This window comes from Brevundimonas sp. (genome assembly GCF_031412435.1).
In the GTDB taxonomy this organism is placed as follows: Bacteria; Pseudomonadota; Alphaproteobacteria; order Caulobacterales; family Caulobacteraceae; genus Brevundimonas.
The window spans coordinates 1-20,455 of sequence record NZ_JANODA010000087.1 but is presented as its reverse complement, the minus strand read 5'-3'; the positions used below and the strand labels follow the sequence as shown (position 1 = coordinate 20,455).

Genomic DNA, 20,455 nt, shown 5'->3' with positions numbered 1-20,455 from the left:
GATGCAGGTCTTCACATTATCCTGCAGAGGCTGGACGGCGGCGGTGGCGCCGGCGAACGGCGCGGCCATACTCGGCTTCGATAACCCCGATGGCGTCGAGGTGTTGCGCCGGGGGCACGATCCAGAGGGTTTGCCTCAGTCCATGGGCTGTTTTCCAATGGTGCCGTTCTGGGGCCGAATTCCGGACCGTACCTTCGAATGGAATGGGCGGCGTGTGACCCTTGCCCCTAACCTTGCCGATGGCGGGGTCGCTCACGGGTTCGGATGGAAAGCGCCGTGGCGGACGGATGTTCAGTCGACCAGCAGCCTGGAGCTGTCGTATTCGCACCCCAAAGGGCTACGCGGCTGGCCTTGGTCCTTCGAGGCCACGCTCAAGATCGACTTGGTGCAAGGCAAGCTTGGCCAGCTTCTGAGGGTCGTCAACACTGACGTGACTCCCATGCCGGCAGCCGTGGGATTTCATCCGTATCTCCCCGCCGCACCGGGGGCGGTGCTGGCCGGAGGCGGTGGTCATGGTTACGATATGGATGCGGCCGGGCAGCCCTCGAAAATTCGGTTACCGGTGCCGGATCGCATGGCGGTAGATCAAGCCCGCCACAGCCTGACCACCTCTGGAACGAGGCTTGTGCTGGAGGATCGCCACACGGCAAGGCGACTCACCGCCTCGACAGACCGGTGGGTGCTGTACCGCCCGCCGGGCGCTCCGCTGGTCTGCCTCGAGCCTGTGATTGGAGCCGCGCCATCACGTTGGGCCGGAGCAGGAGGCATGGGTTTTCGTGGCCTTGAGCCAGGCTGCACGCGCCAAGTCCAGTTGTCGCTTTCCCTCGGACCGCTTTGAAACCCGGACGCCCATCGGAGGGTCATGTCGATCTAAACGATGTGGATTTCCGAAGCGTCCAAATGCCTTCCCGCTCCGGGCCGCTCTTTCTCAGAGCCGCCTATGATGCCCAGCTCTCACGCAGACAGGCACGGAAGGCCGTGCGGAAGGGTTTGGGCTGACAGGACCACCATGACGGTAACCGGATCGGCATGGCCGTGGGCCCGCTCGCCTCCAGGAGGTCGAAGCCGCCGGCGCAGCGCGAACAGAAAGCCGCTGGCGGTCACGGCCCAGATGTGGACGTTCCGGATCTGTGGCAGGGATCGGGGTAGATGGTATAAGAAGCGATAGGGCAAAATCGTCATCTGACCGACAGCTGCCATCGACCTGCCAGAACCGCCGAGGACGACAGCTTGCTGGAAAACATATCGTCTGACCGGCCCGCACGAGCGTTGATCGCTTCTCATCTCTGGGAAACGACGCCGTTGGGTGCGCGGGATGGCTGGCCGTTGCCGGTGCAGACGCTCGTCGACGTGATGCTCGGCTCGACGCAGGCCATGTTCGTCGTGTGGGGGGCCCAGCGCACCCTGATCTACAACGACGCCTATGCCGCGATCCTGGCGAACAAACATCCTTCGGCCATGGGCCGCGATTTCCTGGAGGTTTGGGGAGAGGTACGGGCCGGTCTCCAGCCTATCGTCGACGAGGCCTACGCCGGCTCGCCGGTCGCCATGGACGACATCGCGCTGACCATGACCCGCAGAGGTTATGAGGAAGACGCCCACTTCGCCTTTTCCTACACGCCGGTTCGCGACGAGCGGGGGGTTGTCGGGGGCTTTTTCTGTGCGTGTGTTGAAACCACCGAACAAGTGGTTTCCGGGCAGAAGCTCAAAGAGGCCGAGGCGCGGTTTCGCGCGGTTCAGGAGACGTCGATCGACGGCTTCATGGTGCTCGAAAGTGTGCGCGACGAGACAGACACGATCGTCGATTTCCGCTGGGCCTACGCCAACGCCGCCGCTGAGGCGATCGTGGGAAAGCCGCGCGCCTGGTTCATCGGACGTCGCCTGCTGGAGGAGATGCCGGGCAACCGGGAAGAGGGGCTGTTCGACGCCTATGTTCGGGTCGTCGACGATGACAAACCCTGGGTGACCGAGCTCAGCTACGCCCATGAAGGGGTCGATGTCTTCCTGCGGCTGACGGCCGCCAAGGTCGGCGATGGGTTCGCAGTGTCTTTCGCCGATCTGACCGAGCGCCGCCGTTACGAGGTCCGTCTGGCCGAGGCGGCAACCGCGATCGAGAACATGGCGGAAGGGTTCCTCATTCTCGATCCGCAGTTCCGGATACGCCAGATCAATGCTGAAGCGGCCAGGATGGACGGACGTCGGCCCGAGGAGATCGTGGGATTGCATCTGCTGGAAGCCTGGCCTGAGGCGCGCGATGCGCCGACGCTGGCCGCATACGAGAGAGCGTTGCGGGACCAGGTTCCGGTGGAGCTCGTCTACCAACATCACTCCGAGACGCACGACCTGTGGCTGGAGGTGCGGGCATACCCCACGATCCACGGTCTTGCCGTGCTGTATCGGGACGTCACAGAGCGGTTCAATGCCGAGCGCAGGCTGCAGGAGGCGTCGGAACGCGTTCAACTCGCGCTCGATGCCGGCGCGATCGTCGGCACCTGGGTCTGGGATATACCCACCGACCGGATCACGGGCGATGAACGTTTTGCAGGCGTTTTCGGCCTCGATCCAGAGACCTCGCGTAACGGGATCAGTTTCAACGAGGTGACGAAGGTGGTCCACCCGGACGATATGCCCGTGCTGAGCGACACCATCGCGGAGGCCTTCGAACGCGGCGGCGCGTATCGGTCCCAGTATCGCGTTCGCCATGGTGTGGGCTACCGGTGGCTTGAGGCCAGTGGCCAGGTCGAACTCGCGGCGGACGGCTCGCCGATGCGCTTCCCCGGGGTTCTTATCGACATCGATGAGAGGCGCGCGGTCGAGGCCGAGCGCGACCGCGCACTGGTGCTTCTCGAAGGCTTCACAGCGGCGGTGCCCGGCGTGGTTTATGCCAAAGACCGGGACGGCCGCATGCTCGTCGCCAACCACGGCACAACCGAGCTGATCGGCAAGGCTCCGTCCTTTTATCTCGGCAAGACCGACCTCGAGTTTCTCGAGGACGAGGATCAGGCGCGCGCCGTGATGGCGAACGACCAAAAGATTATGGCCGACGGGAGCCCCACGCAGGTCGAAGAGGTCGTAACGGGCCCCGATGGCGCCCCGATTGTCTGGCTTTCAACCAAGGCGCCTCTTCGAAACGAGGCGGGTGAGATCGTGGGCGTGATCGGATCGTCGATCGACATCACCGCTCGCAAGAACGCCGAATCCGCTCTTGAGGCGAGCCAGTCGGACCTGAAAGCGCTCAACGAAACCCTCGAAATCCGTGTGCTGGAGGCCATCGCCGCGCGCGAGCAAATGCAGGAGGCCTTGAAGCAGAGTCAGAAGCTCGAAAGCATGGGCCAACTTACGGGTGGTGTGGCCCACGACTTCAACAATCTCCTGACGCCTATCCTGGGCAGCCTCGACATGTTGCACAGGCGCGAACTGGGCAACGATCGTGAGCGGCGATTGATCGAAGGGGCCTTGCACTCCGCCGAGCGCGCCAAGGTCCTCGTCCAACGGCTTCTGTCGTTCGCCCGCCGCCAACCGCTTCAGCCGGTTGCGGTGGATTTGAAGACCCTGGTGGAGGGCATGGTCGACCTTGTGGAGAGCACATGCGGTCCGCGCATCCACCTGTCGGTCGACGTGCCTGCCGACCTGCCCATGGTGAATGCCGATCCTCACCAGCTCGAAATGGCGATCCTGAACATCTCCGTGAACGCTCGCGACGCGATGAGCGACGGGGGCACAATAACGATCCGCTGCATGTCTGACGTCACCGACGAAGCAGGCGTCTCTGATCCATTTGTGCGCCTTTCCATCCAGGACACGGGCACCGGAATGGACGCCGCCACGCTTGCGCGGGCCATCGAGCCGTTCTTCTCGACCAAAGGCGTCGGCCAGGGCACGGGGCTTGGTCTGTCCATGGCTCACGGTCTCGCCGCCCAATTGGGGGGCCGTCTCTCTGTCGAAAGCGAGTTGGGCCGGGGAACGACGGCAACCTTCCACCTGCCGATCGCCAGTCACGCCGAAGGTCGTGTGGAGCGGACTGATCCGATGGTGAAACATAGCCTGACAGGCATCGCCCTTCTGATCGACGACGAACAGGCGGTGCGCGACAGCACGGCCAACATGCTCTTCGAACTCGGCTACGAGGTGGTGGAAGCGGGGTCGGCGGAGGAAGCGCTGGAGCGGCTCGACGCCGGCCTTCGACCCTCCATCATCCTTTCCGACCATCTCATGCCCGGGATGAGCGGGACGGAGTTTGCTCGCCAAGTGGCAGCAAGAGAGGGGATGGGACCGGTGTTGTTGGTCTCGGGATATTCCGAAGAGGCAGGCATCGATCCGGAGCTCCCGCGCCTGGTCAAGCCATTCAAGCAGTTCGAGCTCGCCGCAGCTCTCGTGGCCCTCACCGGTTCGCCATGACCGGGCACGCGCGGCCGGCCAGACTGGGACTGCGGCCCGCGTTCCAAAATACGCGGGGGGCGCTGACAGGTTAACCGCCTCAAGTGGAAGCCTACCCTACCCTGCCTGAAATCGGGCAACGGGGGTCGCCCAAGCGCCGCTTCGGCGGAAAGCGAAGTGGGTCTGCTGATCAGATGGCGCTGACTTTTCGAAGTATTCCAGATCGCCGCGTGGATGGTGAGGACTCTCTGGGCTGGGCTTGGGATTTGAACCGCTGCTGCTGCCGGTCTCGTCGTCGGGTCGGAAGGTGTGAGTTCTCTGCCCGATTGTTCTCCCGAAGCCGGCCGGCTCGGTGCAAATGCCCGGGATCCGGGACTTCGAGCGCTGCGCCAGATGACGCGAGGCCGTCGGTCGTGATCGTCTGCGGCTCGACCGGCTGGTTTTGAAGGAGACGCCTTAGCAGCCTCAACGCGGCCTCCGTGTCCCGCCGGCGCTGGACCACGAGGTTGAGGACCTCGCCTTCGTCATCGACAGCCCGCCAAAGATACATCCGCTTTCCGCCGATCCCGCAGACCATTTCATCCGGATGCCAGCGGGCCGAAGGCACAGGCCGTTGGCGCTTCAGCCGCTTCGCGATCTCGGGGCCGAACTTGATCGACCGGCTCCGGATCGTCTCATAGCTGACGTCGATCCCGCGTTGCGCCAGGAGTTCCTCAACGTCACGAAAACTGAGGCTGAAGCGGAATTAGAGCCCGACGGCACGGCGGATCACGTCCGCCGGGAACCGGTAGAGCTTGAACGAAATCCACGTCACGAAATATGATCACCGTCAGTAGCTTACGTCACAAATACCGGAGAGCATTTATCGTTCTTCTGACAGCACCTCGCGCGATACCCGCCGGGAACCTCCAATGCCATACCTGCATTTCGAAAGCGGCGCCTGTCGCTGAGCTGGAGCGGAGCCCGCAGTATGCAGACCCGAGATCCCGAGCGCCCCACCCTGGCGTCGAACTCGTCCATTTTCGACGAGATAGTCCGAGTGATCTCGGATCTGGGCATTCTGTCTCGATCGGTGAATCAAGGGGACACGGTGGCCGGGGGAGCCACTGTCACTCTGGTCTTGACCGGCACGATCGGCCTGTTCGCTCCGAATAAGCAGCATCTCGCCGGCTTGGCCGGGCCGGGTGAAGTCATCGGCCTGGAGGCACTCGCGGGCGTTCGGTTGCCGTTGGAAGGTCGATGGCTAACGCCTGGCAGGCTGTTGAAAGTATCGGCGCCGGCTTTGCTCAGCGACGATGGCGACGACCGCCAGCTGCGTTGGCTTGCCGAGACATCCGCCGCCCGACAGCGGGCCCTGGCGCGCGGAGTGGCCTGCAATCTGGGCCATGCCCTCATCGCCCGGCTCGCCAACCTCCTGTCGGTGCTGACCGACAACGGCAACCTAACGAGCCTCCCGATAACCCAGCAAGAACTAGCCCAACTCTTGGGCGTTCAGCGGACTTCGATCTGCGCGGCGACGGAAAAGCTCAAGAAACTCGGAATCAGCAGGGTGATGCGCGGTCAAATAGCTGTCCGGGATCCCGACCGGATGCGCGCTATGGCCTGCGGTTGCCGATCACAGGAGGCGTTCGAGGGCCAGGAACATAGCGGATGGTTTGCCCCCGGCTTACGTTATGGTGAGGATGGTAAGCGAGCGCCGGCATGATGGGGCTACCCCCTGCCCCTAGGCTCACGGGGCGCGTACGTGGCGCGAAACACGCGTCGGATGGAAATAGCCCGCAAAGGCGGCCTGTCAGTCCCGAGCGAGAAGAGGGCTTTCGCGACCAACAAGGAACTCGCCCAAGAGGCCGGTCGTAACGGCGGAACTGTTTCCATCCGCAGACGTGCAGGAGGCGTCTGATGTCTGACGGCAAAGCCCCTATAGGCGGTCATCGTTGATGGAACTCACCTTCTGGGTGGGGCTGTGTTGGTACAGGCGGAGTGCCGGCCCTCCTGAGCCTGATCTTGGGGATAGCATTTCGCGTCATCCTTCGCCGGCACTCGGGCACCACTCTTGCGCAACCCAGCCTGGACGCCTGACCATGACTGAACCTCGCGATACGAACAGCGCTCAGGGAGACCTTGGCGACGCCAACAGAGGCATCGGCCAGGAGATTGTCGGCGAGCCGTCTTCAGGGCCGCGCCGGCGCCCTCTTGACCCCGCGGCCGGTGGACCCGGCTCTGGCTCCGGCTCGTCCGTTCATAAGCCGAAACATCAGCAGCCCATGAAGGACCCGGCGGCCGAAGAGCCGAAGGGCGCCTACGGGCAGGGCTGACGACCGGCGCGCAGGTTGATTGCGCAGGTCCTCCACGGCCTTCATCGCTGGCGGCCCGTCATCTTGGTCACGCTTGCGGTCCTGGCCTTCGTGGCAGTGGGCGTCGCGATAGACGGCTCTGTCAGCCCAAACTCATTTGCGTAGCGGGCCAGGCGCCGCTGCCTCCGCCCATGGCCCACTCCACCAACCCGTTCCGCTATTTCGACAGTTCGAAGGAGGTGGTCCAGGATCGTCGAAAGCCAGCGGACCGCACGATCTAAACGGTCGTCGCCCGATGCGGGCCAAGGGAACGAGACCTTCGTAGCGGTGGTCGTTGAAGCGCACGCCGCCGACGAATCTCACGCGCACCGTCTTTTACCCCTTCCGCGGATCGGGCTGTCGACAGGTGCTGTCAGGCTCACTTCACTCGGCATTTCCTGGGCGGCATGGGTCCCTTCCCCATCGGAAAATTCAGCAGATTCCGTGGCGGCGAAACGCGAGAGCGCCGGCTTTGCCCGCCTGACCAGGGCCAGATCAACGGCAGCCACCGATTGTGGCCCTAACCTGACAGCAGCGAGCGCTGCAATCGTCCGGCCTGCGGCAGTCGGGTCCGTGGCGTCAGTCCTCGGTCGGTAAGTCAACCGCCTCTTCGACAACCAGATAGGCGCTTCGCGCTTGATCTTGCGACAATACGCCGGTCACAACCAATCCAAAACGCGCGGCCTCAACGAGATCATCGTCGCACATTGTGTCAGCCCGCTCCCCTCGCGCTGTCCATTGGGCCAGCTTGAGTGATCGGCTTTCGTCGAGGTAGGCGGCAACGTTTCGTCGCATCAACGTATCTCCTGGGCTGCAGAGCATCGTGGCTCCGCTCGGGGCGGCGTCGGTGGCGCTCTGGAATGCCAGAAGCGTGGATCGGATCAGAGACGTCGCTGGGGCGCACTGGCTCAAGCTTAGCTGCTCGCTCACATACACGTTGACGAACCGGCAGAATAGCCGGCGGCCGACAGGCTGATGAGCAAGACGCTGCCGATCCGCATACAAGGAGCCTCCAGAGCATCTAGGCTCACGTGGAAACCCGGGCGCTTGGCGTGATCGCCGCCTGAGGAGCGCCTGAATCTTGGCGGCGGCCAAACCGTTCGCGGTAGTCGCCTGGTGTCGCTTTCACTCGCCTGAGAAAAGCACGGTGGAGCGCGTGAACGCCTCCGAACCCGGCTCGATCCGCTATCCGCGCCAGCGGCCAGTCGGACGTTTCCAGAAGCGCCTTGGCGCGATCAACCCTCGCGGTCTCCACATAGGCGGCCGGCGTGAGGCCCGTGTCTTTGACAAAGAGGCGTGAGAAAGTCCGCTCCGTCATCCCCGCGCGCTCGGCGAGAGCAGTCAAGCTCAGATCCCCCACCGGATCGGCGGCGACTTCCGTGATGAGCGTGCGCATTCTGGGGGTCGCGGCGGACTGGACTTTCAGACCGGCGCTGTACTGGGTCTGTCCGCCCGGTCTCCTCATGAACAGCACCAGATTGCGCGCCACAGCCAGAGCGAGCTCTGGACCGCAATCGGCCTCAACGAAGGACAGGCAGAGATCTATGCCGGCTGTGACGCCGGCTGACGTGTAGATCGGAGGGTCTGCGACAAAGATCGCGTCGGCTTCCACGGTCGTCGTCGGGTAGGCCGTACGCAGCTGTTCACACACCTCCCAATGGGTCGTCGCGCGACGACCCTCGAGCAAGCCGGCGGCGGCAAGCACAAAGGCGCCCGAACAGACACTGCCCATTCGGCGGGTCAGGGGCAGCCGGCTTCTCAGCCAGGCCGGAAGGCTGCTTTCGCAAGCCGTTTCGAGGCCGGCCGGCGAACCTCCTGCCACCAGGATGGTATCCAGATCATCCGGCAGATCCGCACACGATCTGGCCTCTCCCAGCGCCAGGCCGGAGTTGGTCTCAATCGGTCCGGAGGATGCGCTGACAAGGATGAGTTCATATCGGGCTCGGCCCGAAAAACGGTTCGCCATCGCAAACACCTCCCAGGGCCCGATCAGGTCGAGGGACTGAACGCCGGGGTAGCCGACGAGCGCAATCTTGCGAGTCGGGAGGTCAGGCATCGGCTATCTCCTGCGACTCAGGTGGGACGCTTGGGCAGTGTAAACCTCAAGGCCGATCCGCCGCAGATCTCCCCGGTGTCCCTCCAGAGGGCCGGGGGTCATCAGGGGGATCGTTGAGGGTCCGCAAGAACGCCACGAGTTGGCGGCGCTGGAGGCGGGAGAGATGGAGCGGTTCGATACCGGATGTCCCGTCGCGCGACGGGGGGGCCCGGTTATAGTGGTCGATCACGGCGTCCAGCGTGGCGAACTGGCCTGAGTGCATATAGGGCGCCCGCTGAGCCACGCCTCTAAGCGAAGGCGCCTTGAAGGCCCGGCGCTGCTCGGGACTGTCCACGAGAGCGTAGTCCAGTTCCTCGCATTGCCCGTTCTCCGCGTCACTGAAGAAGCCTCTGCAGTTGAAGGGATCGGCCAAGGCGGTGCGAATTCCTGTCGTTCTTCCCAGATCCGGCGCCTGTCCCCTCGGCGAGGGGACACCAGTGTTGGCGAAGCCCTCATTGGTGAGCAAGGGGCCGTTGTGGCATTGTACGCACCGCCCCTGGCCGATGAAAATCTGGAGGCCCGCAACCTCTTCGGCGGAGAACACAACGCGTTCCGACGCGTCTCCTGAAAGCGCCGCGACATACGCGTCGAAACGGGTCGGCCGCAGGCGCAGCGTTCGCTCATAGGCCGCCAACGCCTTGCCGAACCGGGCGAATGCGACATCGATCCTGGCTTGGTCGGCCGGTGTCATGCGATCCCACGCCGCCCGTGCCGCCGCGTCGCCGAGCGGGCTGGCGCGGGCCGGGAAGCGTTCTGGATCGGACATATCCGGGAGGGGGCCGAATGTCGCCGCGTACTGATCGCGGTAGCGAGTGGCCAAAAGGCGGACCGCCTCGGTTCGGGTGAAGCCATGCTCCGCCGGGTTTTCGATTGGGCCCAGAGCTTGCGCCCACAGACTGTCCGCTCGTCCGTCCCAGAACTGCCATGTCGAGTAAACGGCCGGCGCGATGGGCATTGTCCGCCGCGCGCCGTTGGAAAGACCTCGACCGACCCGTCGCCGGTCCGTGAAACCTTGGCGAGGCTCATGGCAGGTGGAGCAGGCGACACGGCCGTTCGCACTCAGCCGACGATCGAAGAAGAGCGCCTCCCCCAGGCTTGCCGCAGCGGGGTCGTCTGCGAAGCGGTTTGAGGGATCAGGCGGCGGCGCCCCCAGACCGTTGATCGAAAGGCCTTGCAGCACTGCCAGGTCACCGGCCGACCAAGGATAAAGGCTGGAGGCGGCGCCCAATAAAAGGGCGGCCGCGAGGGCGATGCCGATCCGGCTCATAGGACGAAGCTGAAGGTCACCGTGTCGGAGCGGCCCTCGCGAGCACGGATGTCGAGATTGAGCACCCACTTTCCGGTCATGGAGAAGCGAACGCCATTGATGACGTAGTCGCCGGGAGTGGCGGATTCCGTCACACGGGGTTGGGTCGGGAGGCCATGATGATGTTCAGGCATGCCGCCGGTGACCTGGACGATGGCTTGCGTCAGCGGCGAGCCAGACGCGTCTGTGATGTGCACCCGCCAGGCATGGATGCGCCCCATGGGGACCGGCATCACATCACTCGACACGCGGACATTAAAACGCGCCTGCGCCGTCGGTCGCTGCTGCGGCAAATCTTGGGGGAGCGCCGCCGCGCTAGAGGCCAGAGTTAGACATCCCAGCGCACTGGCCAGGACAAACGTTGAGGGGAAACGCCGGCGAAGGCGAACGGCTGGAGGCGTCGAAAACATGGTGTGGCTCCCGGCCGGCTGGCGGCCGTTTTTTGGTGGCGCTCCACGAGGAGCTCGTTAGGGAGAGGGTCGGGCCAAGGGTCGCAGCGAGCGCCTAGTCAGAGTCGCGGCCCGGCTTCACGATGGCTTCGCCGTCCACGCAGCGATGGCGCCAGTCGTAGTGCATGTACCGCGCGGTTTCGGCCGCCACTGCAGCGCCCGAGAGGCGGGCCACCAGATAGAGGGACGCGTCGATCCCGGCGCTGATCCCGGCCGAAGTTACGATCCGACCGTTGTCGACGACCCGCGCCCGGGGAAAGATTTCCACGCTCGCGTCCAACGCCCGCAGCTCATCGAGCGCGTCGCTGTGTGTGGTGGCGGCGAGATCGCGAAGCAGACCGGCGGCCGACAGCAGGAGTGCGCCGGTGCACACGGAAAGCGTGACCTCGACAAAACCTTGAGCGTCGCGGAGGAAAGCAGCGACGCGCGCGTCCGAAAGCAGGACCCGTGCGCCATAGCCGCCCGGCACCACCAGCACGTCAGCGACCAGGGCGTCGACACCGGCGTGGGGCGTGATGCAGAGGCCGTTCCTGGCGCATATGGGATCGCCGTCGAGCGACACGACGAAGACCTCATAGGCAGGCGCGCCCGATGCAGTCCTTGTCACTCCGAACACTTCGAACGGCCCGGCGAAATCCAGCACTTCCACGTCGTCGAAAATCAGGATCGCCACTCGCCTCGGTGAACGTTTGAGAACAGGTGCTCCCATGTCAGCGAGCCGCCGGAGGGTCGTACTCCAGCCCGGATACAGCCAAACGCCGAGCCAGGGGACCATAGCGCCGGCCCAAGCCATCGATCGCGCCGTCCAGGCGAGCCACCGTGGAGCCCGGCACGCTCGGGATCACAAAGCGATCCGGTCGCGGCGAACCCTCCGGCAGGACGACGAGCCCGTGTTCAGAGACAATCGGCGCGCGGGTGACACTGGTCGTCACCACACGCGCCTGGGCGCTGCGGCCCCAGACATCGCTCTGCAAGGCCATATCGACTTCGTCGATCCCGTCTGTGACCGGAAGTTCGATCTCCTCGTGGTTCCAGACCGCCAACACGCGGAGTACGGCCCGCATGAAATCCATTCGGCTCAGGCTGAAGTCCGCCGTCCGGTGATCGACACCCCAGCGGGTGATGCCCAATCGGGCGGCCGTCGCCATGGCGACGTCTCGGCCCCCGATCGCTTCGACCAGAGCGAGAGAGACAGGAATCGAGGCGGTCACGCCTGTCGTCGAGATGACCGGCCCATCCTGGACATAGCGGCTGTCGCGAACCCATTCGGTTTGGGGGTAGGCGCGCTCGAGTGAGGCCAGCGCACTCCAGTGACTGGTTGCGCGGCGCCCCTCGAAGAGGCCAGCCCGGGCGACGGCGCGGGCGCCCTCGCAAACCGAAACGATTACAGCGCCGCGACCGGCTTGCGACTGAAGCCAGGCAACGAGCACCGGATCGTTTGGCGACATCTGAGCGGGCACGATCACGATGTCCGCCCCCGCGGGCTCAGCCTCGTCGAAAGCGCTGATTGTCTGATCGGCGCGAATAAGGACACCGCGAAGCAACCGGACCGGGCCCTCGCCCGTCGATAGCGACCGGACATCGGCCACACCGGAGTCCTTGAGAACCCCGTACGGGACGACGAAGTCGGTCGTCTCTGCGCCGGCGTTTTCCGCCACCACGACAACCAAGGGTCGGGTGCGCCCCGCCTTCGGCAGCGGCAGCGTCAATGCCGCCGGATCAGGCGAGAGACCGGACACGCTTGGCGGAGCCTCGGTCGCGGCCGCTTCGGACGGTAGAACGACAACGGCTCCGATAGCAGCCGCCACACCCAGCAGAAGATATTTCATTGTGCAATCTCGCGATGACGTCTTGCTCGGTCTGAGCGCCGTCGTGGACTGCTGAATAGGAGCGCTTGGGGCCTGCCGAAATGACAGCGTAGTAGCGTTTCTCGCCAACTCGCGACGTCGTTCGTGTTTGGAACCCCTGGCTCGGACTTCTATTTACCCGGATAAAATACTGGGCTATTATACCCGGGCATAAAGGAGATATCCATGCCCCACCACCAGAGCCGAAGAGCATTGCTCGCGGCGTACAAGGACCGAAAGACCGTCGCTGGCGTCTTTGCGGTCGTCTGCACTGCCACCGGCGAGGTGTGGGTGGGGCGCAGCTCCCACATAGAGAACCACCGAAACGGATTGTGGTTTGCCCTGCGACACAGCGGCTACCCGCGCCCGGACCTCCAAAGCGCCTGGAATACGCACGGCGAGGAGAACTTCAGGTTCGAAGGTCTCGACCATCTTTCGCCCGACCTTTCGCGGCTCGAGCGAGATGGTGAACTGAAGCGACGCGCTGCCCTCTGGTCGGCCGGGCTGCAGGCGTATGCGTTGTGACGGCGAGAGCCGACGTTGCTAAAGCAACATTCCGCCAAACGGCGCCGCCGGTTATTTACCGGCTCCTTCCGGTTGGTCGCCAGTCATCGCGTCCCCTCCCCCTTCGGATTCCAGATATAAAGGCCCACCAGTAGGACCGTGATGGCGATCAGTCCGAGCAAGCTGGCTTCGATGCCGAAGTCGCCGCCGGTGAGCCAGTCGGCCTGGAGGTTGAAGGTCGGCCGCAGAACACTAGGCTCAGCGTAACCGGTCACGCCAAAGCCGAACAGAATTCCCTGCGTGACGTTGGCCATGAAGTGGATCGCGATCGGAAGCGCTAGCCCGCCTGTGCGTAGATAGGCCTGCCCGAACACCAGCGAAGCAATGAAGATGTTCAGCCCAGCCCAAAGCTGGGTCGTGCCATTCATGCCGGGGTTCTGCAGGTGCGTCAGGACGAAGAAGGCGCCGACGACCAGTTGCGCGACCCATACGCCAGCGCCGGCAACCAAGCGCTGGAACAGGACGCCTCTGAACAGCAGTTCCTCTGCAACCGCCACACCGAGCATCATACCTGTGGCCGTCAGGCATGACCTCAGATCAGCCGATGCGAGATCCAGACGCACGATGTCGGAAAGCCAAAGCAGGCAGGCCGGAACCGCCATCAGGACGAAGCCCGCGCACAAACCCACAGCGACGTCCCGAAGAGCCCGACCGTTAAGCGCTCCCGTGACTTCGGCGATCGGCTTGCGCCGAAGGAGCTGAACAACGGCGGTCGCGACCGCGATCAGTCCGGCCTGTTCCCAGACGGAGATCTCATGGCCGGTCTGGGCTGAGACAAGGATCGTCCCGAACAGCAGCGCCGCAAGCACCCCGAGAAAGATGGCGAGCCACCATCCATTCCGGAGGCCGTTTCGGTCGTTCAGGAAGACTTGCGAGACCGAGGGGCGCGCAAGTCGAAGGGTGTTAGAGCGCAGCATGGACAGCGCCATCTTTGCTGGAGGTTCTGACGAGGCTCACCACTCCAGAGGCGAGAGCGAACCCGGCTCCGAGCGCCAGTCCCCAACGCGGAGCGGCCAGGAGCGGCGTGATAACGAACAGGGCGGTCATGAGAAGGGCCCCGGATAGTTGCCCCGTCAGACGCGCCGTTCCCTGCATGCCTCCGGCCGCACCGCTCCGATGCGGGGGCGCGTTGAAAAACATGTTGCGATTGTTGGGGACTTGAAAAAGCCCGAAGCCGACACCGCACAGGGCGGACAGGCCAAGCAACGGAAGCGCCGTTTCTGAGAGAGGCCACGCCGCCATCGCCGCCAGACCCGAAGCGAGCAGCCCGGCTCCGAAGGCGCAGAGCTGGGCCGTCGGAATGCGGTCGGACAGGCGGCCCGCGATACCCGCCGTTACGGCGACCGCAATCGGCCAGGGCGAGAGGTAGAACGCCACCGTCAGCGGGCTGAGACCGAGCCCATGCTGGAGATAGAAGGGGAGCGCGATCAGGGCGGCGGTCTGGCCTGCGAAGCAGCAGACGGACGCCACGACGGACAGGCCGAACGACCGCTCGCGCAAGAGGTCGAGGGGGAACAATGGTGCGGACTTGTTGCCCTCGCGGCGCAGTAAAAGGACGAAGGCAATGACAGCGCCGGCTCCGAGGCCGAGAGCCGAGAAGGGCATGTGATGCACCGCCTCGACTGCGAGAACGAGGAGACCAAATCCGGCAGCGTTGAGCGCCATGCTCAGAAGGTCCAAGGCCTTCGCGCCCGGCGCCGTAGTGGGAAGAAAACGGCTGGCGAAGAGAGCGACCAGGCTCGTCGGGACGCTGAGCAGGAAGAGCCACTGCCAGTCAGCGTGAGCAATGACGAGCGCGCCGAGCGTGGGAGCGCCAGCGGAGCACAGGGCGACCGTGAGCGCATTCCAACCGACGGCGGTTCCCAGTCTGTCGTGCGCCACGGTAAACCGGAGGAGCGCGATCCCAAGCGCCATGACGGCCGCGCCGCCCAGGCCCTGTAGAAAGCGCGCTGCGACTAGCCAAGGTAGTGAGCTGGACGCCGCGCAAAGCAATGATCCGAGCAGGAACAGGCAGACGCCGACCTGGAAGACCCGGCGGTTGCCGAAGCGTTCGCCGAGCGCGGCGCAAGGCAGCAGCGCCATGACGAGGGCCGCCTGATAGGCGGTCACGACGAGCACGACCTCGCTTGGCTTCGCCACCAGCGCATCGGCGATCGACGGCATGGCGACGTTGACCATCCCCGCATCGAGGACGACGAGGCTCATGGCCGCCAGGACCGCCGTGATCGCGAAGCGCCGAGCAGGCTGCGGCAACCCCGAGCGCTGGGTGTCGGTCCTTGGGAGCGAGCCAGCCGTGGTCATTGTCCGGCCAACGTCCAGACCCCGTTGCGCGCTTGGTAGCGGGTGACGCGGTGCTCTTGTCGGTCTTCGACGCGCAGGTCTCGGTCGGTGAAGCGGAAGAGCAGGGCGGATTTGCTTACGCATCGTGTGTCGTGGATGTCGCCCGGCAGGTAAACCTGGACCTGACCGAGGCGAACCAGCGTCGTGTTACGCTTGACGAGACGGATGCCGTCCGCGTCCTCCACACGGCCATACGTGCCCATCTCGATCTCGCCGTGCTGCATGGCGTAGATCACCCACCCTCGACCGTGGTCATGCGGCGGGCGGTAGAGCCCCTCGTTTTCGGTGTGGGCGAGGAGGACAAACCCGTGGTCGGGGTCCCGGTAGAGTTCCTCGTTGACCGGCTTGTTCTGCCGAAGGGCCGCAAGCCACGGCTCTGCCGGGTCGGCCTCCAGGAGCTGCGCAAGCTGGGCTTGGCAATCCTCGACGAGGCTAGTGCTCAAGGGCCCCCATCCGGCGCGGACGGAAGAGATGAAACGATGAAGCGAACTGTCTTGCATGGCGGCTGATCCTCTCGATTGAGAAAGCCTAGCCATTCATCGACAGGCGCGTAATGCGCAGCGTATGCACTTCAATGCTGCATATAACGCTATGCCAAAAGCACACGTTCTGCCAGGCTTGTCGGGTGGCCCTGCCCGACTTCAACCTGCTGATCACCCTTGATGCCGTCCTCACCGAAGGCAGCGTCGTCGGCGCGGCCAAGAGGTTGCGGTTAAGTCCATCTGCGATGAGCCGAGCGCTCACCCGCGTCCGCGAAGAGATGGGCGATCCTCTTCTGGTCAGGGCCGGCAGAGGACTCGTGCCCACCCCGCGCGCCACCGCCTTGCGGGAGCCCGTCCGCAAGCTGGTTTAAGAGATCGAGGCCATCCTTCGGCCCGTCGAAGCGATTGATCTCAGCACCCTGTTGCGGACCTTCACGATCCGAGCGAGCGATGGCTTCGTCGAGAATTTCGGGGCCGAACTTATCTCGAGGGTTCGCAGCGAGGCCCCTGGCGCGCGCCTCAACTTCATCCAGAAGCTTAACAAGGAAAGCGCGCCTTTGCGCGACGGCGTCGTCGATCTGGAGACCGGGGTTGTCGAGGCGACACTTGGCCCGGAAGTGCGGACCCAGGCCCTGTTCCGGGACCGGTTGGTCGGAGTGGTCCGCGCCGGCCATCCCATCGACACCAGGAAGATCACCCGGAACTGGTACGCCGAGGCCGAGCATGTGGTGGTGTCGCGAACCGGCGTTGAGAGTGATGCGCTTGACCTGCCCTACCTCGGCGGCGCAACGCGCCGCCATGTGGCGAGCATCGTCAGCGGATTCTCAGGGGCGCTCGCCGTCGCCCGCGCCTCTGATCTGGTTGCGACCGTTCCCGACCTTCATACAGTCAATCTGCGGAAGGGCATGACGACGTTCTCGCTGCCCATGCCCACGACTGAGTTCACGGTGTCGATGCTGTGGCATCCGAGGTTAAATGCCGACCCCGCACATCGCTGGCTGCGGGAGTGCATGAGGGACGTTTGCGGCCCTGGGGCTGGACCAAAAGGCAGTCGCCGCTGACCACGCTTCATCTGCGCCTAAGCGCCAATTCGCGAAACAGCGCCGCGAGTCGGCTGACCGGCTCCTGCGACCGAAGGACGATCGTGCAGAGTCGTGTTGAACGCGCTCATCGAGAAAGGTCTCCTGTTTCCGAAAAGTCGGTCAGAAGGGGAAGCATGCCGCCGCCAGGATCAACGTCGGCTCCGCCCAGACCGGGCCAGTCGCACCGTCCTGGCCAGCTTTGAAAAGGCTGACATCATGACCAGGGCCACGATCGTGCTGAACCGCCTGATCCGGCGTGTCGAACGTGTCGTCATCGCGCCTCTCCTCTTTGCAAAGGTGGGCTCTGCGCCGGGATTGGGGATGTGATGTACGGGACCCCGGCATCGAGCGCACTCGATGCGGTCCGACATCACGATCACCATGATCGTCAGAGGGGCCCGGGCCGCATACGGACGCTGAGGCGCCCCGGCCCGGAACACCAATGAGTTTCGTTGATGCCCGCGATAACGGCCGCCAATGCCTGCTGCTACGTCGTCCGGAGCTCGCCGGTAGCGATGTCGAACCGCCAAGCCGATAGCGCAAGATGACCCGCCTTCTCGCCATCTCGTATCCAGGGGAAGGTCCGCAGATTGCTGATCGAGAGACTGAGGACTGCGTCCTCAACGGCTGTTTCCAAGGCCTCCCCGGACCCCTGCTCCGGCATCGGCCACAGCACCGGTTCAGCGATGTCCATCCAGGGGCCGAGGAAGTCCTGGGCGTTGCGAAGCGGCCCATGGATCATGGCATGAATGCCGTCGCAACCGGCATGGCCCAGCACGACGATGCGGCGGACTTTCAGGATCTTGACCACATACTCCAGCGCCGCGCTCGTCCCATGACACCCGCCGTCAGGGGCATAGGGTGGAACGAGGCCGGCGACATTGCGGATGACGAACAGGTCGCCCGGCTCGGCGTCGAAGATGGTCTGAGGATCAATCCGGGCGTCGGAACAGGCGATGACGGCCGTGGCCGGCTGCTGACGTCGTCGCGCGAGTTGGGCATAGCGCTGCGCCTGGGCGGGCCAGACGACCCTGCGGAAACGGTGATAGCCCGCAATCAGCGGGTCGTCGGTCAGGACCGTCATGGCGCGGCCGCTCAGACACGAATGTCGAAGGTATGCCGACTGGGTCGGCGGATCCCGGCGTCATCCCTAATAGCCCGCGGCGGATCAACGGGACGATCGGTGGGCGTGCTTTGATGCGCCGCCACCCGGACGGTTATCTGGGAGAGCTGAACCGCCCAGGCGTATGCAGCGGGATCCGATGATGCGCCGACCCTCATCCTGGCCCTCCTTCCCTTGGCATCAGGTGGAAGGACGCAGGATCGACCTCGAGGAGCGTGCAAAGCCGAAAGATCACCGCCCGCTCCTCGGCGTCAAAGCCGCCGTCGGCCTCGGCGACCGAACAGGCGGTCTCGATCAGGAGCCGCGAGGCGCCGGTCTGTCCTCGAAGGCGCGCGACCGCGACTTCCGCCGTCGCCTCGCCATCGTCGAGATCCCGCTCGAAGCGAAGGTTCAGCGCATCAAACAGAACCAGCACATCGTCCACGCCCAGGAAGGCAAGGGTCGGGGAGTTCCGCATCCGATCAATCATGCGTTTGCGCTCGTCGGGCGTGACCCAGCCGTCGGCCTGGGCCACCATGGCGCAGGCGGCGACCATGGCGTCCATCTGGAAGACGTCGCCTGGGGTCAGAACGTCTCCGAAATCGATCGGGGTTTGTTTGCGGAGCATACGGGCCGATTTGGGCATCGAGAACCTCATGTCTGGTCGCCGGAGGGGCGGCGACGCGTGTTGATGTTGGCAAGCAATTGGGGCCGGCGGCCGCGGAAAGCCGCCGGCCCTCCTCGTCGCTAGGGCAACGCGGACGGCATCTGGCGGGCTTGCGCGCTGGCGAGCCGGTCCTTGATGGCGAGCTTCTTCTTCTTGATGCCTGCAACGGTGCGGTCGTCGGGGCGCGGTTGCGCGCGCTCGTCCTTCAGCGCCATTTCCAGCAGGGCGTGCAATCCCCGTAGCCGGTGCGCCAACACGATAGACATGGAGCCTCTCCTTCTCTGAAGGGGAGCGCCCGACGCCGAAGCCGTCGTTGCGATGGGGGAATGGCAGCCGGACCCCGTCATCGAGCGCACCCGATGCGGTCCGACATCACGATCGCCGTCGATCGTCAGAGGGGCCCGGGCCGCACAGACACGCTGCTCGTTCGAAGCCGAGCACGCCAATAAGAATTGCTTATCCAGTGAATGACAAAGTATTATGATAACCGTGTATTGATTGGCAGGCCAGATTCAACAGACCGGCCTCCACAACATACAAAGGATGGCCTTCCATAACAGCCACAGCCTCGGGATTAGAGGCGCAAGACCTTCCCCGATCTCGGTAAACGCTACACCATCTGTTGACGCGGATCGACTCTGCCGTCATTAGCGCACCCTCCACGGGTCCGGGCCCCTCTGGCAGCCGAGGCGTCGGCTGCGATGTCGGATCCCCGCATGGACGGCGCAACGCAACGCCATTTTCCATTATTCGGGGGTGCGGGATGTTTGAATCCCTTCCGTTTTTTGCTGCGACCTATGTCGGACAGCCGATCTGGCTCTGGATCGCCTTTCTGTCATTCATCGGCTTTCTGCTGTGGATCGACCTCGGGGTCGTGAACAACAAGGACGGGGTCGTCTCGGCCAAGAGGTCGGCGGCCATGTGGGCGTCCTTCGCCTCCATCGCCATCGCGTTCGGGGCCTACGTCTATTTCGTATATGAGCCCGATCCGCGCTATTACATGAGCCCGGATAATCTCAACCAACAGGCCGTTCTTCAGTATTTCACGGGTTATCTGCTCGAAACGGCGCTCGCGTTCGACAACATCTTCGTCATCGGGATGATCTTCACTTTCTTCGCAGTACCACGTCAATATCAGCACCGCGTCCTTTTCTGGGGGATCATGGGGGCCATCGTATTCCGGGCGATCTTCATATCGCTCGGTGCTGCGATCGTGAACGAGTTCACCTGGGTGCTGTTTATCTTCGCCGCCTTCCTGATCTTCACGGGCTGGAAGATGATCTTCGGCGGCGACCACGAGATGGATCTCAACCAGAACCCCGTCCTGAAATTCCTCAGGAAACGGATGCGGATCACCGACACCATCGACAACCACAACTTCTTCGTCAAAAAGCCAGATCCCAAGGGCTCGGGTCGGCTCGTCCTGTTCGCGACCCCGCTGTTCCTGGCCCTGATCATGGTCGAGGTGGTCGACGTCATCTTCGCGGTCGATTCCGTGCCGGCGATCTTCGCGGTCACGAAAGACCCCTTCATCGTCTACACCTCCAACATCTTCGCGATACTGGGTCTGCGGTCGATGTACTTCATGCTCGCCGAGGCCGTCGCTCGCTTCAAGTATCTGAAGTACGGCCTGTCGATGGTGCTGGTGCTGATCGGGGTCAAGATCATCTGGAACTTCGGCCTCTACAAGGCGTGGAAGGACATGACAGGCGAGGCGCTGGTGCCCTATCTCGAGCCGCAGTGGTCCCTGATCGCGACCCTCGGCCTGATCGGCGGCTCGATGCTCTATTCCTGGATCAGGACCCGCGACG

At 64.0% G+C, this 20,455-nt stretch carries 20 protein-coding genes and 1 pseudogene; 8 read left to right on the top strand and 13 right to left on the bottom strand.

The genetic code is table 11. From position 1 onward, the window contains the following. The first annotated feature begins 1 nt into the window (after position 1). Both RMO01_RS17390 and RMO01_RS17385 read left to right on the top strand, forming a co-directional pair. Positions 2 to 838: a hypothetical protein gene (locus RMO01_RS17390; RefSeq protein ID WP_309630326.1), complete on the top strand. Its 837-nt coding sequence runs from the start codon at positions 2 to 4 to the stop codon at positions 836 to 838. Between the two features lie 392 nt (positions 839 to 1,230). Next, the gene (locus RMO01_RS17385; RefSeq protein ID WP_309630325.1) at positions 1,231 to 4,398 is read left to right on the top strand and encodes a PAS domain-containing protein; all 3,168 of its coding nucleotides are present in this window, start codon (positions 1,231 to 1,233) and stop codon (positions 4,396 to 4,398) included. A 155-nt stretch (positions 4,399 to 4,553) separates the two neighbouring features. Here the strand turns inward: RMO01_RS17385 and RMO01_RS17380 are convergent. Continuing rightward, positions 4,554 to 5,191 (bottom strand): annotated as a pseudogene (locus RMO01_RS17380) (IS6 family transposase); the annotation flags it as partial. A gap of 156 nt (positions 5,192 to 5,347) precedes the next feature. On the opposite strand from RMO01_RS17380, the gene RMO01_RS17375 reads away from it, so the two are divergent. Then, the gene (locus RMO01_RS17375) at positions 5,348 to 6,082 is read left to right on the top strand and encodes a helix-turn-helix domain-containing protein (RefSeq protein WP_309630324.1); all 735 of its coding nucleotides are present in this window, start codon (positions 5,348 to 5,350) and stop codon (positions 6,080 to 6,082) included. Positions 6,083 to 7,289: 1,207 nt separating this feature from the next. On the opposite strand, the gene RMO01_RS17365 is transcribed toward RMO01_RS17375, so the two are convergent. From RMO01_RS17365 to RMO01_RS17340, 6 genes are all read right to left on the bottom strand, one after another. Beyond that, positions 7,290 to 7,505 carry a hypothetical protein gene (locus tag RMO01_RS17365; RefSeq protein WP_309630322.1) on the bottom strand — a complete coding sequence of 72 codons (216 nt, stop codon included), beginning with the start codon at positions 7,503 to 7,505 and terminating at the stop codon, positions 7,290 to 7,292. Positions 7,506 to 7,737: 232 nt separating this feature from the next. After that, positions 7,738 to 8,766: a GlxA family transcriptional regulator gene (locus RMO01_RS17360; RefSeq protein WP_309630321.1), complete on the bottom strand. Its 1,029-nt coding sequence runs from the start codon at positions 8,764 to 8,766 to the stop codon at positions 7,738 to 7,740. 46 nt (positions 8,767 to 8,812) lie between these two features. Then, the gene (locus RMO01_RS17355; protein WP_309630320.1) at positions 8,813 to 10,072 is read right to left on the bottom strand and encodes a cytochrome c peroxidase; all 1,260 of its coding nucleotides are present in this window, start codon (positions 10,070 to 10,072) and stop codon (positions 8,813 to 8,815) included. Further along, the gene (locus RMO01_RS17350; protein WP_309630319.1) at positions 10,069 to 10,344 is read right to left on the bottom strand and encodes a FixH family protein; all 276 of its coding nucleotides are present in this window, start codon (positions 10,342 to 10,344) and stop codon (positions 10,069 to 10,071) included. The genes RMO01_RS17355 and RMO01_RS17350 overlap by 4 nt, the downstream gene beginning before the upstream one ends. A 271-nt stretch (positions 10,345 to 10,615) precedes the next feature. Beyond that, the gene (locus RMO01_RS17345; protein WP_309630318.1) at positions 10,616 to 11,233 is read right to left on the bottom strand and encodes a DJ-1/PfpI family protein; all 618 of its coding nucleotides are present in this window, start codon (positions 11,231 to 11,233) and stop codon (positions 10,616 to 10,618) included. A gap of 37 nt (positions 11,234 to 11,270) precedes the next feature. Further along, on the bottom strand, positions 11,271 to 12,269 hold the full coding sequence (locus RMO01_RS17340) for a DJ-1/PfpI family protein (RefSeq protein ID WP_309630317.1): 999 nt from the start codon (positions 12,267 to 12,269) through the stop codon (positions 11,271 to 11,273). A 324-nt stretch (positions 12,270 to 12,593) separates the two neighbouring features. Here RMO01_RS17340 and RMO01_RS17335 point away from each other — a divergent pair, with 324 nt between their 5' ends. Further along, a complete protein-coding gene (locus RMO01_RS17335) occupies positions 12,594 to 12,932 on the top strand; it encodes a GIY-YIG nuclease family protein (RefSeq protein ID WP_309630316.1) in 339 nt (112 codons plus the stop codon). A gap of 83 nt (positions 12,933 to 13,015) precedes the next feature. On the opposite strand, the gene RMO01_RS17330 is transcribed toward RMO01_RS17335, so the two are convergent. From RMO01_RS17330 to RMO01_RS17320, 3 genes are all read right to left on the bottom strand, one after another. Beyond that, complete coding sequence (locus RMO01_RS17330) at positions 13,016 to 13,900, bottom strand: type II CAAX endopeptidase family protein (RefSeq protein WP_309630315.1); 885 nt, start codon at positions 13,898 to 13,900, stop codon at positions 13,016 to 13,018. After that, positions 13,875 to 15,176, bottom strand: coding sequence for an MFS transporter (locus tag RMO01_RS17325; RefSeq protein WP_309630314.1), 1,302 nt, complete (start codon positions 15,174 to 15,176; stop codon positions 13,875 to 13,877). Before RMO01_RS17325 ends, RMO01_RS17330 begins: the two co-directional genes overlap by 26 nt. A 92-nt stretch (positions 15,177 to 15,268) precedes the next feature. Further along, the gene (locus RMO01_RS17320) at positions 15,269 to 15,811 is read right to left on the bottom strand and encodes a hypothetical protein (protein ID WP_309630313.1); all 543 of its coding nucleotides are present in this window, start codon (positions 15,809 to 15,811) and stop codon (positions 15,269 to 15,271) included. A 125-nt stretch (positions 15,812 to 15,936) separates the two neighbouring features. On the opposite strand from RMO01_RS17320, the gene RMO01_RS17315 reads away from it, so the two are divergent. The 3 genes from RMO01_RS17315 (at position 15,937) to RMO01_RS17305 (ending at position 17,202) form a co-directional block, all read left to right on the top strand. After that, positions 15,937 to 16,164 carry a LysR family transcriptional regulator gene (locus RMO01_RS17315; protein WP_309630312.1) on the top strand — a complete coding sequence of 76 codons (228 nt, stop codon included), beginning with the start codon at positions 15,937 to 15,939 and terminating at the stop codon, positions 16,162 to 16,164. Positions 16,165 to 16,215: 51 nt separating this feature from the next. Then, on the top strand, positions 16,216 to 16,854 hold the full coding sequence (locus RMO01_RS17310; RefSeq protein ID WP_309630311.1) for a LysR substrate-binding domain-containing protein: 639 nt from the start codon (positions 16,216 to 16,218) through the stop codon (positions 16,852 to 16,854). A 96-nt stretch (positions 16,855 to 16,950) separates the two neighbouring features. After that, positions 16,951 to 17,202 carry a hypothetical protein gene (locus tag RMO01_RS17305; RefSeq protein WP_309630310.1) on the top strand — a complete coding sequence of 84 codons (252 nt, stop codon included), beginning with the start codon at positions 16,951 to 16,953 and terminating at the stop codon, positions 17,200 to 17,202. 160 nt (positions 17,203 to 17,362) lie between these two features. Here the strand turns inward: RMO01_RS17305 and RMO01_RS17300 are convergent, their stop codons facing one another. The 3 genes from RMO01_RS17300 to RMO01_RS17290 all read right to left on the bottom strand — a co-directional run bounded on the left by RMO01_RS17300 (position 17,363) and on the right by RMO01_RS17290 (position 18,910). After that, complete coding sequence (locus tag RMO01_RS17300; protein ID WP_309630309.1) at positions 17,363 to 17,959, bottom strand: carbonic anhydrase; 597 nt, start codon at positions 17,957 to 17,959, stop codon at positions 17,363 to 17,365. Positions 17,960 to 18,152: 193 nt separating this feature from the next. Next, positions 18,153 to 18,605, bottom strand: coding sequence for a TerB family tellurite resistance protein (locus RMO01_RS17295; protein WP_309630308.1), 453 nt, complete (start codon positions 18,603 to 18,605; stop codon positions 18,153 to 18,155). A 119-nt stretch (positions 18,606 to 18,724) separates the two neighbouring features. Continuing rightward, complete coding sequence (locus tag RMO01_RS17290) at positions 18,725 to 18,910, bottom strand: YdcH family protein (protein WP_309630307.1); 186 nt, start codon at positions 18,908 to 18,910, stop codon at positions 18,725 to 18,727. Between the two features lie 497 nt (positions 18,911 to 19,407). Here RMO01_RS17290 and RMO01_RS17285 point away from each other — a divergent pair. Further along, a partial coding sequence (locus tag RMO01_RS17285) for a TerC family protein (protein WP_309630306.1) occupies positions 19,408 to 20,455 on the top strand: 1,048 nt, incomplete at its 3' end.